This window comes from Microbacterium sp. ProA8 (genome assembly GCF_039905635.1).
GTDB lineage: Bacteria > Actinomycetota > Actinomycetes > Actinomycetales > Microbacteriaceae > Microbacterium > Microbacterium chionoecetis.
This window is the reverse complement of the sequence record NZ_CP157000.1, coordinates 1,177,080-1,192,865: the sequence shown is the minus strand read 5'-3', so window position 1 is coordinate 1,192,865 and position 15,786 is coordinate 1,177,080. Positions and strand designations below refer to the sequence as shown.

The window sequence follows — 15,786 nt, the reverse complement described above, 5'->3', positions numbered from 1 at the left end:
CGTGACCTCGGGACGGGTGCGCGTCCCTTACCATAAGGGAACGCGTTGATCACATTCGGGGGTGAGGCGTGACAGATCTGGCGACCCAGCCACATGCCGGAAAGGCGTCCGGGGATGACGCCGTCGACACTGAGCAGGACGTCGACAAGGACGCGACCGCCGCGGCCGATTTCGAGCCGTCGGCCGCTTCGGACGAACAGAATGCCGTGACTCAGGCGGACGCCGTCACGGAGGATTCCGTCGCGCCCGCAGAGGGCTCCGAGGTGCCCCCCGCGGCCGACGCGGACGCCCAGGCTGACGTGTCGGAGGCCGAAGCGGAGGCGCCGCACGCTGAGGCGCACGCGGCTGAGGCCGAGTCCGATGCCCCTGAGGCCGAGTCCGACGCGCCGGAGGCTGAAGCCGAGGCACCGGAGGCTGACGCGCCTGCGGCTGAGGCGGACGCGCCCGAGGCCGACGTGCCTGAGGCGGATGCGCCCGAGGCCGACGCGCCTGAGGCGGAGGCGCCCGAGGCAGACGACCCCGAAGCCGAGGCCGACGCGCCTGAGCCCGAGGCCGCGGCACCGGACTCTGACGCGCCTGCGGCTGAGGCTGAGGCTGACGCGCCTGAGGCCGAGGCGGACGCGGCCGAAGCGGACGCGCCCGAGGCCGAGGCATCCGAGGCAGAGGCATCCGAGGCCGCTCCGGCCGACGACGACGCTCCCGTCGGTGAAGCCGACGTGGACGCCGACGCCGAGCCCGAAGCCATCGCAGAACCCGAGCCGGAGCCCGAAGGCACTGCAGAGCCCGAGCCGGAAGCTGCCGCAGAGCCGGAAGCCGAAGCCGCCGACGCCCCGACCTCGGACGACGCCGACGCCGACGCCCACGCCGAGACCGACTCCATCGCCGCGGACGCCGAGAGCACCTCCGGCGCCGACCTCGAGACGGTCGCGATGGCGACCGCCGTGCTCGCCCCGGCGGGGGTGGCCCCTCTTGCGCCCTCAACCGTTCCGAACCCCACGCCCTCCCCCGGATTCGTCCCCCCGACCGCCGGAACGGCAGCGGATGGCTCCGTGTACGCGTGGGCCCCTGCAGAGCCGAAGCCGAAGCGGAAGCGCACCGCACTCTGGATCAGCGCGGCCGCAGGCGTCGTGGTGGTCGGCCTCGTCGTCACGTCACTGCTGCTGATCGCCCCGGGCACCGCCGTGGCCGGCGTCTCTGTCGGCTGGATGACCCCCGGCGCCGCGGCTGAGGCCATCGAACAGCGACTCGCCGAGACCACGGTCGTGCTGACCGGCACCGGCGAGGAGGCGGAGATCACCGGCGCCGAGCTCGGCGCCACAGTGGACGCCCAGGCGCTGGCAGACGCGGCCTTCGCCGAGCACCCGATGTGGAACCCGACGGCGTGGTTCGCGGCCGACGAGGCCGAAGTCGCACTCGACGCCGCGACGGCGACCGAGGCACTGCACGATGCCGCCCCCCAGCTGTACACCGATCCGGTCGATGCGACCCTCGCCTTCGATGCCGCGACCGCGTCGTACGTGACCACGCCCGCCGTCCCCGGTGCCGGCGTCGACGTCGCGACCGTCCAGGCGGCGATCCAGGCGGCCTTCGCGGCAGGCCAGACACGCGTTCAGGTGGAACCCGTCCCCGCCCCGATCCCGGCCGCCATCCCGACCGAGACCGCCGACGCCACGGTGGCGCAGCTGAACGGCATGCTCGACACGGTCGGCTTCTACATCGGCGAGGAGCGCACGGTGCCGGTCGATCGCGCGGTCGCGGCATCCTGGCTCTCCATCGCCCCTCAGGGTGACAAGTTCGCGATCACGGCCGACCCCGCTGCGATCCAGCCGGTCGTCGACACCCTGGCGGCCGCGGTGGACCGCGCGCCCCAGAACGCCGTCGTCATCACCGACACCGGCGGCAAGGTGCTCAAGACGATCGCGGCAGGCCAGTCCGGGCGGCAGCTCGGCGACGCCACGGGCATCGCCGCCGCCTTCGCCACGCAGCTGGGCTCCGGCGACGCCGTGTTCAAGCTGCCGGTCGCCGAGGTGCCGGTCAGCACGACCACGCTGGCGCGCAACATCGTCGTCGACCTCAGCGAGCAGCGCACCTACATCTACGAGAACGGGCAGGTGGTCAACAGCTTCCTGATCTCGTCGGGTACGGCTGCCACCCCCACGCACACCGGCAACTTCCGCATCAATTCGCACGTCCGGGTGCAGGACATGGGTGCCCTCTGCTACAACCCGAACGCCGTCAACAGCTACTGCACCGAAGACGTGCCGTGGGTGATGTACTTCAACGGCGATCAGGGCTTCCACGGCACGTACTGGCACAACAATTTCGGCAACCGGATGAGCCACGGCTGCGTCAACCTGCCCCTCGGCACGGCGGAGTCCCTCTACTCGTGGGCGCCGAACGGCACCGAGGTGCGCGTGCAGGCCTGACCGACGCACCTCGACACATGAAAAGAGCGGATGCCCCGGGCCGGGGCATCCGCTCTTCTCATGTCATGCGGGTCAGAGAGCGTCGATCACCGCGTTGAACGTGGCGGACGGACGCATCACGCCGGTCACGAGCTCGGCATCGGGACGGTAGTAGCCGCCGATGTCGACCGGTGAGCCCTGCACCGCGACGAGCTCTTCGACGATCTGCTCCTCGGCCGCAGCCAGCGCCTCGGCGACGGGGGCGAAGGTCGCCGCGAGCTCCGGGTCGGCCTGCTGCTTCGCCAGCTCCTGTGCCCAGTACAGGGTCAGGTAGAAGTGGCTGCCGCGGTTGTCGATCGTCCCGAGCGCGCGCCCCGGCGACTTGTCGTTCTCGAGGAACGTGCCGGTCGCGGCATCCAGCGTGTCGGCCAGCACCTGCGCCTTCACGTTGCCGGTGTAGTCGGCGAGATGCTCGAGCGATGCGGCGAGCGCGAAGAACTCGCCGAGCGAGTCCCAGCGCAGGTAGTTCTCAGCCACGAGCTGCTGGACGTGCTTGGGCGCCGATCCCCCGGCACCGGTCTCGAACAGTCCGCCGCCGGAGAGCAGCGGGACGATCGAGAGCATCTTGGCGCTCGTGCCCACCTCGAGGATCGGGAAGAGGTCGGTGTTGTAGTCGCGGAGCACGTTCCCGGTCACCGAGATCGTGTCCTCGCCCTTGCGCAGGCGATCGAGCGAGTACTGCGTCGCCGCCGCCGGGGCGAGGATCTCGATCGTGAGGCCCTCGGTGTCGTGGTCGGCGAGGTAGGTCTTCACCTTGGCGATGAGCTCCGCGTCATGCGCGCGCGTCTCGTCGAGCCAGAACACCGCGGGGGCGCCGCTCGCGCGGGCGCGCGTGACGGCGAGCTTCACCCAGTCGCGGATGGCGATGTCCTTGGTCTGCGTGGCGCGCCAGATGTCACCCGGCTGCACGTCGTGCTCGAGCAGCACGTCGCCGGCGGCGTTGCGCACCTGCACGACGCCCGGGGCGGCGATCTCGAACGTCTTGTCGTGGCTGCCGTACTCCTCGGCCGCCTGGGCCATGAGGCCGACGTTCGGCACCGAGCCGATCGTCGCGGGGTCCAGCGGCCCGTGCGCGTTGACGTCGTCGATGACCGTCTGGAAGACGCTCGCGTATGAGGAGTCCGGGATGACGGCGAGCGTGTCGTCTTCGCCGCCGTCGACGCCCCAGAGCTTTCCGCCGTTGCGGATGAGCGCCGGCATCGAGGCATCCACGATCACATCGGACGGCACGTGCAGATTCGTGAGGCCCTTGTCGGAGTTCGTGTACGAGAGGCGGGGTCCGCGCTCGAGGTCGGCCGTGATGGCCGCGGCGATCTCTTCGCCGCCCTCGACCGACGGGAGGCCGGCGAGGATGGCGCCGAGGCCGTCGTTGGGCGTCAGGCCCGCCTCGGCGATCTTGTCGCCGTACTTCTCGAACACGTCGGCGAAGTACGCCTTGACGACGTGGCCGAAGACGATCGGGTCGCTGACCTTCATCATGGTCGCCTTGAGGTGCACCGAGTAGAGCACGTCGTCGGCTGCGGCATCTTTCAGCGTCTGCGCCAGGAACGCGTCGAGCTCGGCGGCCGAGAGGAAGGTCGCGTCGATGATCTCGCCCGGCAGCACCTTCAGACCGGTCTTGAGCTCGGTGACCGTGCCGTCGGCGGCCACGTGCTGGATGGTGAGCACGTCGTCGCCGGAGGAGACGAAGGACTTCTCGTTCGAACGGAAGTCGTCGTGCCCCATGGTGGCGACACGGGTCTTGGAGCCCTGCGGGAAAGGCTTGTTGCGGTGCGGGTGCTTGCGGGCGTAGTTCTTCACCGAGAGCGGCGCGCGGCGGTCGCTGTTGCCCTCGCGCAGGACGGGGTTGACAGCCGAGCCCTTGATGCGGTCGTACCGCGCGCGGACGTCCTTGTCTTCGAGGGACTGCGCTTCGTCCGGGTAGTCCGGGATGTCGTAGCCCTGCGACTGCAGCTCGGCGATCGCGGCCTTCAGCTGGGGGATCGATGCCGAGATGTTCGGCAGCTTGATGATGTTCGCCTCGGGCAGCGTCGCCAGTCCGCCGAGCTCGGCGAGCGCGTCGCCGACCTGCTGCTCAGGCGTCAGGTTCTGCGGGAACGCCGCGAGGATGCGGCCGGCGAGCGAGATGTCACGTGTCTCGACATCCACCCCCGCCTGGCGGGTCACGGCCTGCACGATCGGCAGGAACGATGCGGTCGCGAGGGCCGGAGCCTCGTCGGTGTAGGTGTAGATGATGGTGGAGTCGGTCACCTGTCACGTCCTTCTTGCGGGTCGGCCATCAGCCTATCGCAAGCACTCGAGATATCTCGACGTCAAGAGATCTCTGCTCGTGGCACAGCCGTCTTTCTGCGGTTCCGGGCCGATGTCACCGCGCGAGACCGAGCCGATGTCTCGCGTGAACACCGTGTAAATCCCGAACCCGCACAGTGCTGGATGTCGTCATCCGGGCTAGCCTGGGCCCCATGGGTGATCTGCGACTCGTCGAACTGTCCGCCGCGACCATCGTGGCGGTCAACAATCTGTCGCTCAAGCCCGGCCAGGAGGAGTACCTCTCCCCCGTCAGCTACGGCATCGCGGCGACCGTGGTGAACCCGCAGACCACCTGGCAGCGCGTCGTGCTCGACGGCGAAGAGGTGGTCGCCTTCGTGAGCGCCAACTTCGACCCCGACAACCCGGTCGATCACTTCCGCTCGGTGCTGTGGCGCATCAACGTCGACGCCGACGACCAGGGCCGCGGCGTCGGCCGCTTCGCCGTGAAAGGCCTCATCGAAGAGGCGCGCAACCGCGGCATGGACCACCTCTGCGTCATCTACGAAGCCGGAGAAGGCGGCCCGCAGCAATTCTTCGAGCGCGTAGGCTTCACACCAGTCGGCGAGACCGAGTACGGTGAAGTCATTGCAGAGATCCGTCTCTGACACACAGACCGACAGCTTTCCCCACGCAGCGCCCTCGGGCGCCCCAGAGACCGGCGGCGGGGCCTCGAATACCCCTCCCCCATCGAGGCCTCGTCGCCTTCTCGTTCCCTCGTCGAAACGCTTGCGGGCGAACCGCTAGTGTGAGGCAGTGCCGAGATTCGACCTGTCCCCCGCCGACCTCGCGACCTACGCTCCCGAGGTCCGCGAGCCCGCTGATTTCGACGACTTCTGGACGGCCACGATCGCGATGTCGCGACAGTGGGATGCCGCACCCGAGGTCACGCTGCTCGACACGCCGTACACGCTGGTCGACGTCTTCGACGTCACCTTCCCCGGCTTCGACGGCGACCCGGTCAAGGCGTGGCTCACCCTGCCGGCCGGCGCCGAGGGGCCGCTGCCGGCCGTCGTCGAGTTCCAGGGCTACGGTGGCGGGCGCGGTCTTCCCGGCGAGCGGATCGGCTGGGCCGCCGCCGGGTACGCCCACCTCTTCATGGACACGCGCGGCCAGGGGTCGATGTGGGGTTCGGGCGGAGACACGCTCGATCCGCACGGCACCGGCCCCTCGTCGTCCGGCTTCATGACGCGCGGCATCGAGGACCCCGCGACGTACTACTACCGCCGGGTCTTCACGGATGCCGTGCGCGCGGTCGACGCCGTCCGCACGCTCCCGCAGGTCGACGCCGACCGGGTGTCGGTGTGCGGCGCCAGCCAGGGCGGTGGCATCGCGATCGCGGCGGCAGGTCTCTCCGACGGCCTCGTGGCCGTCATGCCCGATGTGCCGTTCCTCTGCCACTTCGAGCGCGCGGTGGGCCTCACCGGCGACGACCCCTACCAGGAGGTCGTGCGCTACCTGGCGGTGCACCGCGGCGCCGACGAGCGCGTGTTCGAGACGCTGTCGTACTTCGACGGCGTGAACATGGCGAAGCGGGCGGATGCCGCAGCCCTGTACTCCGTCGCCCTCATGGACACCATCTGCCCACCGTCGACCGTCTACGCCGCGTTCAACCGCCACGACACGGACGACAAGCGCATCGAGGTCTACACCCACAACGGCCACGAGGGCGGTCAGGCGTTCCAGTTCCCGAAGCAGGCCGCCTTCCTCGGCGACCTCCTCTGACGCAAGCGGAAACACAACCTTTCTCGATTCCCGGTCAGCGGAGTCGCGAAAGGGTGTCTCCGAGCGGCGCGCTGCGTCAGACGGCCTCGAGGTGGAGGACGAAGGCCTGCACGGGCCAGAGCGTCGGCAGCTGCAGGCCCACCTCGGCGAGGAGCGCGCCCGGCAGCTCGATCGCGCCGGCCGTGAACCACTCGGGCGCGATCCACCCGTACTCGGCCGTGCCGATCTCCCGCCGCACGCGCACGCGATAGCGGCGGTCCGGGTCGAGGCCGGGCAGCCGCAGGCGCTCGGCTCGGGCGTCCTCGAGACTGGCCACCGTCGCTACGACCACGACGGCCGCCGTCGCGCCGACGAATGCCGTCGCGCGCCAGGCCGGATCCCGCAGTTCCGGGTGCATCACCCGTCCGCCGTGCACGACTGGCCGCAGCTCTTTGTAGAGCGCCGCGAAGCGCGCGATCGCCTCGGTCTCCGCCTCGTCGCACGACAGGATGTCCCACTCGAAGCCCGCGGAGCCCATGAGGCTCGTGGCCATGCGGTACGACAGCGCCGTGGTGCGGCCCGACGAGTGCGAGGTCGTCGGGCCGACGTGGGCTCCGACGAGTTCGGGCGGCAGCAGCAGGCCGGTCCACCGCTGGATGTCCTGCCGCTCCACCGGGTCGTTGGAATCGCTCGCCCACACGCGGTCGGTGACGTCGAGGATCCCGAGGTCGGTGCGCGCGCCGCCGCTCGAGCACGACTCGATCTCGAGCGCCGGGTGCGCCGCCTTCAGCTCGGCCAGCAGCGCGTACACCGCCGTCATCTGCGCGTGCCCGCCGGGGCGTCCGGCGTGGACGCTCTCGACGAGGTCGCGGTTGTGGTCCCACTTGATGAAGTCGATGCCGAGCTCGGTCACGAGCGCGTCGATCTGGCCGAAGACGTGGGCGTAGGCATCCGGGTTCGCCAGATCCATGACGTACTGCCCCCGCCACGAGATGTCCTCGTCGTGATCGAAGTGGCCGGGGTCGTGCAGCAGCCAGTCGGGGTGCGCGCGGGCGACGTCCGAGTCGAGGCTGATCATCTCGGGCTCGAACCACAGGCCGAACTGCATGCCGTGCCCGTGCACGCGCTCGGCGAGCGGGCGCAGGCCGTCCGGCCAGACCGACCGGTCGACGGTCCAGTCGCCGAGGCTGGTCGAGTCGTCGCGGCGGCCCTGGAACCAGCCGTCGTCGAGCACGAACCGCTCGATCCCCACCTCGGCCGCGCGGTCGGCGAGCGCGGCGAGACGGGCGGGATCGTGGTCGAAGTACACGGCCTCCCACGTGTTGAGCACGAGGGGCCGGGGCGATGACGGATGCTGCGGCCGAGCCCGCAGCCATGTGTGCACGCGGTGCGAGAAACCGTCGAGCCCGGCGGTGCTGTGCACGAACGCCGCTCGCGGCGTGCGGTACTCGTCGCCCGGAGCGAGCCGGATCTCGCCGGGACGCAGCAGCTCGCCGGCACCGATCAGGGTCACCGCGTCGGTGACGCGGTCGACGCGGGTCGTGAGATCGCTCGACCATGCGAGGTGCACACCCCACAAAGCGCCGTCCTGCCAGCGCGGCGCCCCGATCGCGGCGATCGCGGCGACGGGGCTGTCGTGTCCGGGCCGACCGCGCCGTGACTGCCGCACCGTGGCGCCGGCGGGCATCGGGGTCGCGACGGGGCGCTTCTCGCGCGTCCAGCGGCCGTCGAAGGTCAGCAGCGTGTCGGTCGTGGACGGCACCGGCAGCGTCGCCTCGAGCCAATCGACGTCGATGGCCGCCGCCTCGGCTCCGCCCTCGTGCGCCAGCGCGTGCTCCACCCACACGACTCCGCCCGCTTCGATGCCGATCGTGATCGACAGCCGCAGACCGGATGCCGCATCCCAGGCCTGAACCGTCAGCGCGGCGTCGGAGGATTCGATCCCGTCGACCCTCCAGCGCGCGTGATACAGCACGCCGTCACGGCGCAGCTGCATGCCCGGGCGGCCGCTCCACCCGTCGCCCTCCTGCGGTGAGAGCGACAGCTGCCACGCGGCATCCAGGCTGCCCGGCGAGCTCTGCCGGCTCAGCGCGTGGGCGAGCGCCTCGGCATCGGCATCCGTGATCCGCCCGACCGGCGCGCCCCAGTGCAGCACGCGCGGCAGACCCGCGCCGCGGGCGTCGACGATCACGCCGACGCCCTCGTTCTCGAGACGGATGAAGCCGGAAGTCATGCGGTGGTCCTCTCAGCGGGGGGTCGTTCGCCGGTGCCGCGCGGCACCAGCCACGTCGGCATCTCGAGCTGGCGCGTGAAGCCGGCCGGGTCCTGCATGCGCTCGATGGCGAGCGTCGCAGCGGCGCGGCCGAGCGCCAGCGGGTCGTAGCTGATGACGGTCACGCCGAGCACATCGGCGGTGTCGAAGTCGTCGAAGCCGATCAGCGCCGTCTCGGCGTCGTGCCGATCGCGCAGCACTCGCAGTGCAGCCACCGTCACCCGGTTGTTGCCGGTGATGATCGCCGTCGGCGCGTCGTCCCGGTCGAGCAGGTCGTCGATGAAGCCGTCGGCAGGCGTGGCGAGATCGTCGGCCAGGCGCTCCCACCTCGACGAGTCGGAGATGCCGTACGCGGCGAGCGCATCCCGATAGCCGCGCAGACGCTCGGTCTGCGTGTAGACGGATGCCGGATTGCAGATGTAGCCGATACGGCGATGGCCCCGCTCGAGCAGGCGCGTCGTCGCCTCGAAGACGCCTTTGTGGTTCTCGAGGACGATCGAGTCGGCGACGAGGTTGCGTGCCGGACGGTCGATCGCGATGATCGGCGTGCCGAGGTGCCGCTCGCCCTCGAGATAGGACTGGTCGTCGGCCACGGGGATCAGCAGGAGCGCGCCCAGGCGCTGGCTGAGCAGCGCGTCAGCGACCCGCTCCTCGCCCTCCGCCGTGTCGTCGGTGGTGGCGACGACGAGCGAGTACCCGCTCGCCGCCAGCTCGCGCTCGATGCCGGCGGCGAGCTTGTAGTAGAACGGGTTGCTCAGCTCGCCCATGATGAAGCCGATCGTGTTCGTCGGTCCCCCGCGGCGCAGGTTGCGCGCGAGCGGGTTGGGACGGAAGCGCAGCCGCTTGGCCGCCGCGAGCACGCGGTCGACGGTGTCGGGCGCGACGAGGTCGCGGTGCGTGAAGACGCGGGACACCGTCTTCGAGCTCACTCCCGCGAGCCGGGCGACGTCTTCGAGTGTCGCGCGCTGCTGAACCGTCATCGGTCTGGGCCTCCTTGCCGTGCCGGTTCACGGTAGCACTGGATCGCCCGCAATGTCCACGTGGGACATTCCACGGACATTGGCCGACGCTGGAGATTCCTTGCCCGGGATTTATGCCTGGTAAAGGGCATTTTACAGTTCGCCTGTTCGGATCGGACACGACAAGACAGCGCTGACATCGAACGCTTGCGGAACCGTTTCGAGTGTGTCTAATCTGACGGCGCGACGAACCACGCAACGGTGCGACGACGCGCACCGGCAGTTCAAGGGCGAACCTGACAAGGAGACATCACATGGCGAAGAAGGCATTCGCGGGCATCGCGCTGCTGGCCACGGCCGCGGTCGCGATCAGCGGCTGCGCCGGCGGCGGCGCGAGCGACGCGGACAACACGATCGACGGAGAGGTCAAGGGCGACATCAAGGTCGTCACCTGGCGCACCGACCTGGTCGAGGACGGCACGTTCGAGAAGTACGCCGAGGAGTTCAACAAGGAGTACCCCGACGTCAAGGTCACGTTCGAGGGCATCACCGACTACGCGGGCGAGATGCTCACCCGCATGAGCACGACGAACTACGGCGACGTCATCGGCATCCCGGCCATCAAGCCCGACCAGTACGAGCAGTTCCTCGAGCCGCTCGGCGAGACGACCGACTTCGAGGACACGTACCGCTTCCTTCCGGCCGCGAGCTACGACGGCACACAGTACGGCATCGCCTGGGGCGGCAACGCCAACGGCGTCGTCTACAACAAGAAGATCTTCGAGGAGGCGGGTGTCACCGAGCTTCCCACGAGCCACGACGAGTGGCTGGACGCGCTGCAGAAGGTCAAGGACAACACCGACGCCATCCCGATGTACACCAACTACAAGGACGGCTGGCCGCTCACGCAGAGCTTCGGCAACCTGGGCGCCATCACCGACGACCCCGACGCGCCGATCACGATGGCGGAGGACCCCGCCCCCTGGACCGAGGGCACGGACGTCTACGCGATCGACGGCCTGCTGTACGACACCGTGGCGGCCGGCCTGACCGAGGACGACCCGCTCACCACGAACTGGGAGCAGTCGAAGGTCGACCTCGGCACCGGAAAGATCGCCACCATGCCGCTCGGTTCGTGGGCGATCTCTCAGATGCAGGCCGCCGCCGAGGAGAACGGCGGATCGGCGGACGACATCGGCTACATGGCGTTCCCGGCGAACGTGGACGGCACGCAGCTCGCTGTCATCGGCGGCGACTACAACCTGGCCGTGAGCAAGCACTCCAAGGCCAAGGCCGCCGCGTGGGCGTGGATCCAGTGGGTCGTCGAGGACTCGGGCTACACCGAGGCGCAGGGCATGATCTCGCCGGTGCTCGACAAGCCGCTTCCCGAGAACCTGCAGGGCTTCGAAGAGGCGGGCGTCGAGCTGATGGAGATCAACCCCGCCCCGGCGGGCAAGGAAGGCCTCATCAACAACGTCGCCGATGACTCGCAGGTCGACCTGTACGGTCCGATCTACCGCCAGAAGCTCGTCGACATCGCCCGCGGCGCCGCCGACGGCGACAAGGAGAGCTACTTCGCCGAGCTGAACGAGCGCTGGGGCGCCTCGGTCGAGAAGCTCGCAGGCTGACCGGGAGGACGGCAGAGACATGGCCATCGCAACTCCGGGTGCGGCACCGGCGGATGCCCCTGCCGTCCTCTCGGCCCCCGCGCGGGCGCGTCGGTTCGGCGGGTCGTCCCGCCGGACCGACCGCCGGCGGGGCGGCTCCGCAGGACGCAACGTCCTGCAGCACCTCACCCCCTGGTTCTTCCTGGCCGCGGCAGTGGGACTGCTGCTGCTGTTCACCTACTGGCCGGCGCTGAACCTGTTCTATTTCAGCGTCACCGACTGGGACGGCATCGACCTCGAGAAGAACTTCGTCGGGCTCGACAACTACGTGCAGGTCTTCACCGACCCGCGGATCTTCTCGGTGTTCGGCGTCAGCCTCTACTACTTCTTCGCGTCGTTCGCGCAGATGGCGATCGCGCTGTACTTCGCCACGCTGCTCAGCTTCTCGACGCGCTTCTCGAACCTGTTCCGCGGCATCCTGTTCTTCCCGTACCTCATCAACGGGGTCGCGATCGGGTTCGTGTTCCTCTACCTCTTCCAGCCCGGCGGCACGCTCGACACGGTGCTGAGCTGGTTCGGCGTCGCGGATCCCCCGCAGTGGCTCGGCAATCCCGACGTCGTCAACTGGTCGCTGGCCGGCACCTCGGTGTGGCGCTACACCGGTATGAACTTCGTGCTCTTCCTGGGCGCGATCCAGTCCATCCCGCACGAGCTCTACGAAGCGGCGGACCTCGACGGCGCGAGCCGCTGGCAGCAGTTCTGGGCGATCATCTTCCCGGGCATCCGCCGCGTGGTGGGCCTGTCGTTCATCCTGGCGATCGCCGGCAGCCTCAGCGTCTTCGAGATCCCGTTCATCATGACCGGCGGCGCCAACGGATCCGCCACGTTCGTCATCCAGACGCTGCAGACCGCGTTCACCTTCCGGCAAGTGGGTCTCGCATCCGCGATGGCCGTGGTGCTGCTGGCGATCGTGCTGGTGATCACGTGGATCCAGCGCAAGGTGTTCCCCGACGAGAAGGTCGACCTGACATGACCACCACCGAACCGCTGCAGACGATGCCGTTGCGCACGAGCCCGCCTCGCACCATCCGGGGCCGGACCGCGCGCGAGCGCCTCCGAGGCGTCAGCGCGACGACCGCGAAGTACCTCAGCCTGATCATCGCGTCGATCCTCACCCTGCTCCCGCTGTCGGTGCTCCTGTTCGCGAGCCTGAAGACCGCGCCCGAGTACGCGCAGACCGGGCCGTTCGACCCGCCCGAGAACTGGCTCAACTTCGACAACTTCGTGACCGCGTTCACGAGCGGCAAGATGCTCGAGGGCTTCGTCAACACGTCCATCGTGCTCGTCGTGTCGCTCGCCGGCACGATCTTCATCGGCACGATGGCCGCCTACGCGCTCGACCGGTTCGCGTTCCGGGGCAAGAAGCTCGTGTTCGCCCTGTTCCTCGTCGCGACGCTCATCCCGAGCGTCACGAGCCAGGTCGCGACCTTCCAGCTCATCAACGGGCTCGGCCTCTACGACACCAAGGCCGCGCTGATCCTGCTGTTCATGGGCACGGACATCATCGCGATCTACCTGTTCATCCAGTTCATGCAGTCGATCCCGGTCTCGCTCGATGAAGCGGCGATGATCGACGGCGCGAACCGCTGGACGATCTACTGGCGCATCGTGCTGCCGCTGCTGCGACCCGCGATCGCGACGGTCGTCATCATCAAGGGCATCGCGGTGTACAACGAGTTCTACGCCCCGTTCCTCTATCTGCCGTCCGAAGGGCTCATCTCGACGTCGCTGTTCCGGTTCAAGGGACCGTTCGGCGCGCAGTGGGAGGTCATCTCGGCCGGCACCGTCCTCGTCATCATCCCGACCCTCATCGCCTTCCTGCTGCTGCAGCGCTGGATCTACAAGGGCCTCACCTCAGGAGCCGTCAAGTGACCACTGCTCTCTCGTTCCGCCCCCTCGACTCGGGCTGGACCCTCCGGGCCGCCGCCGGACCCGCGCCGGACGGCTTCGATGCGCCGGTGGATGCCGTCGTCCCCGGCTGCGTGCACACCGACCTGCTCGCCGCCGGCCTGATCCCCGACCCGTTCCTCGACGACAATGAGTCGGCGCTGGCGTGGATCGGGCTGGTCGACTGGACCTACGCGACATCCTTCACGTGGGCACCGGACGACGCCGACCGCACAGACCTGGTGTTCGAGGGCCTGGACACCGTGACGACGATCCTGCTCAACGGTCGGGAGGTCGGTTCGACCGCGAACCAGCACCGTTCGTACCGGCTCGATGTGCGTGACGCGCTCGTCGCCGGCGAGAACGAGCTCGTGGTGCGGTTCCGCTCCCCCGTCAAGTACGCCAACGAGCAGAGCGTCGCACTGGGCGCACGCCAGCGTCCGTACCCCCTCCCCTACGACGCCATCCGCAAGTCGGCATGCAGCTTCGGGTGGGACTGGGGCATCGCGACCTACACCAGCGGCATCGTCAAGCCGGTCGGACTGGAGTCCTGGTCGGTGGCCCGCCTGGCGCAGACGCGTGTGGTCGCGACGCCGGCGGGCGACGGCGGCACGATCACCGTCGAGGTGGAGGTCGAGCGGGCACCGGGTGCGGCATCCGTTCCCCTCTCCGTCCACGCGACGGTGAACGGGCCCGGTGTGAGCGAGAAGGAGCTGCAGGGGGCCACCGTCGAGCTCGCCGGCGACCGGGCTACGGTCCGACTCGAGCTCGCCTCCGCGGAGCGCTGGTGGCCGGCGGGCTACGGCGAGCAGCCGCTCTACGTCGTCGACGTGCGTCTGCAGGGTGGCGACGGCCCGGATCCGCTGGATGCCGCGCACCGCGTCGTCGGCGTCCGCGATGTGCGCTGGGACACGACGCCCGACGACGCCGGCACGCCGTTCACGCTCGTCGTCAACGACCAGCCGATCTTCGTGAAGGGGGTCAACTGGATCCCCGACGACGCCCTGACCGTGCGGGTGACGCGCGACCGCCTGCGCCGCCGGTTCGAGCAGGCGCTCGACGCGAACCTCAACCTCATCCGCGTCTGGGGCGGCGGACTGTACGAGTCCGACGACTTCTACGAGCTCGCCGACGAGATGGGCCTGCTCGTGTGGCAGGACTTCCTGTTCGCGTGCGCCGCGTATGCCGAGGAGGAGCCGCTGCGCTCCGAGATCGAGGCCGAGGCGCGCGAGAACATCGTGCGGCTCGGTCACCACGCCTCGCTGGTGCTGCTCACCGGCAACAACGAGAACCTCTGGGGCTACGAGGACTGGGGGTGGAAGCTGCGCCTGGACGGCAAGACGTGGGGCGCGCACTACTACTACGAGCTGTTCCCGGCCCTCGTGGCCGAGCTCGCCCCGCACGTGCCGTATGCCCCCGGAAGCCCGTTCAGCCCCGGTGCCGGCTGGGACGGCGAGGCTCAGACGGGCCCCCATCCCAACGACGAGCAGCACGGCTCGATGCACCTGTGGGAGCAGTGGAACCGGCTCGACTGGCCCACTTACCGCGATCACCGGCCGCGGTTCGTCGCCGAGTTCGGCTGGCAGGGACCGCCCGCGTGGAGCACGCTCGTCCGCTCCGTCTCGGACGCCCCGCTCACGCCCGAATCGCCCGGCATGATCGTGCACCAGAAGGCGATGGAGGGCAACACCAAGCTCACGAACGGGCTGATCCCGCATTTCCGGATGCCGGAGGCCATGGAGGACTGGCACTGGGCCATGCAGCTCAACCAGGCGCTGGCCGTGCGCACCGCGCTCGAGCACTTCCGCTCGTGGGCGCCGCACACGCAGGGCGCCATCGTCTGGCAGCTCAACGACTGCTGGCCGGTCACCTCATGGGCGGCGATCGACGGCGACGAGCGCCCGAAGCCGCTGTACTACGCGCTGAAGAACGCATTCGCACCCCGGGTCGTGACCGTGCAGCCCCGCGACGGCGGACTCGCCGCCGTGCTCGTGAACGACACCGCCGACACGTGGGACGGCGAGGTCGTGGCACGCCGCGTCGGCTTCTCGGGCGACGAGCTCGCGCGGTTCACCTCGACGATCACGCTTGCGCCCCGGGAGACGATCACCGTGCCCCTGCCCGCCGAGGTCGCCGCGGCGGGCGACGCGGCGAGCGAGCTCGTCGTCGCCGGCGTCGGCGAGCTGCGTGGCCACTGGTTCTTCGCGGAGCCGCGCGACTCGGCGCTCGGCGCGGCGCAGGTGGAGGTCCGCACGGAGCCGGCCGCGGACGGCACGCTCGTCTCGCTCACCGCGAGCTCCTTGGTGCGGGACCTCACCCTGCTCGTCGACAAGGTCGACCCCGGCGCCGTCGCGTCCGACGCGCTCGTGACCCTGCTGCCCGGCGAGAGCACGACGCTGCTCGTACGCCACGACGGCGACCCGCTCGCGGCATCCGCGCTCTCGGATCCGCGGGTCCTGCGGACCGCCAACGAACTGGTCGCCTCGTGACCGCCGAGCCCACCCAGGCGCTCGAGCCGTACGTGG

10 protein-coding genes are annotated in these 15,786 nt (G+C 69.6%); 7 read left to right on the top strand and 3 right to left on the bottom strand.

From position 1 onward, the window contains the following. Positions 1–68 precede the first annotated feature (68 nt). Positions 69–2,426: a L,D-transpeptidase family protein gene (locus ABG085_RS04960; RefSeq protein ID WP_347978317.1), complete on the top strand. Its 2,358-nt coding sequence runs from the start codon at positions 69–71 to the stop codon at positions 2,424–2,426. Between the two features lie 72 nt (positions 2,427–2,498). Here the strand turns inward: ABG085_RS04960 and ABG085_RS04955 are convergent, their stop codons facing one another. Then, positions 2,499–4,715 (bottom strand): NADP-dependent isocitrate dehydrogenase, encoded by a 2,217-nt coding sequence (locus tag ABG085_RS04955; protein WP_347978316.1) that lies wholly within the window; start codon positions 4,713–4,715, stop codon positions 2,499–2,501. A gap of 212 nt (positions 4,716–4,927) precedes the next feature. On the opposite strand from ABG085_RS04955, the gene ABG085_RS04950 reads away from it, so the two are divergent. Further along, positions 4,928–5,380, top strand: coding sequence for a GNAT family N-acetyltransferase (locus ABG085_RS04950; RefSeq protein WP_163617560.1), 453 nt, complete (start codon positions 4,928–4,930; stop codon positions 5,378–5,380). Positions 5,381–5,528: 148 nt separating this feature from the next. Further along, on the top strand, positions 5,529–6,497 hold the full coding sequence (locus ABG085_RS04945) for an acetylxylan esterase (RefSeq protein ID WP_347978315.1): 969 nt from the start codon (positions 5,529–5,531) through the stop codon (positions 6,495–6,497). 76 nt (positions 6,498–6,573) lie between these two features. Here the strand turns inward: ABG085_RS04945 and ABG085_RS04940 are convergent, their stop codons facing one another. Next, positions 6,574–8,709, bottom strand: coding sequence for an alpha-galactosidase (locus tag ABG085_RS04940; RefSeq protein ID WP_347978314.1), 2,136 nt, complete (start codon positions 8,707–8,709; stop codon positions 6,574–6,576). Beyond that, entirely contained in the window at positions 8,706–9,728 is a 1,023-nt protein-coding gene (locus tag ABG085_RS04935; RefSeq protein WP_347978313.1) for a LacI family DNA-binding transcriptional regulator, read from the bottom strand. Before ABG085_RS04935 ends, ABG085_RS04940 begins: the two co-directional genes overlap by 4 nt. Before the next feature lie 293 nt (positions 9,729–10,021). Between ABG085_RS04935 and ABG085_RS04930 the strand changes: the two genes are divergently transcribed. Genes ABG085_RS04930 through ABG085_RS04915 form a run of 4 tightly spaced genes read left to right on the top strand, consistent with a single transcriptional unit; the run spans position 10,022 to position 15,750 of the window. Further along, a complete protein-coding gene (locus ABG085_RS04930) occupies positions 10,022–11,335 on the top strand; it encodes an ABC transporter substrate-binding protein (RefSeq protein WP_347978312.1) in 1,314 nt (437 codons plus the stop codon). Positions 11,336–11,354: 19 nt separating this feature from the next. Continuing rightward, positions 11,355–12,347 (top strand): sugar ABC transporter permease, encoded by a 993-nt coding sequence (locus ABG085_RS04925; RefSeq protein ID WP_163617555.1) that lies wholly within the window; start codon positions 11,355–11,357, stop codon positions 12,345–12,347. After that, positions 12,344–13,246, top strand: coding sequence for a carbohydrate ABC transporter permease (locus tag ABG085_RS04920; protein WP_347978311.1), 903 nt, complete (start codon positions 12,344–12,346; stop codon positions 13,244–13,246). The genes ABG085_RS04925 and ABG085_RS04920 overlap by 4 nt, the downstream gene beginning before the upstream one ends. After that, positions 13,243–15,750 (top strand): glycoside hydrolase family 2 protein, encoded by a 2,508-nt coding sequence (locus ABG085_RS04915; RefSeq protein WP_347978310.1) that lies wholly within the window; start codon positions 13,243–13,245, stop codon positions 15,748–15,750. Before ABG085_RS04920 ends, ABG085_RS04915 begins: the two co-directional genes overlap by 4 nt. Positions 15,751–15,786 lie beyond the last annotated feature (36 nt).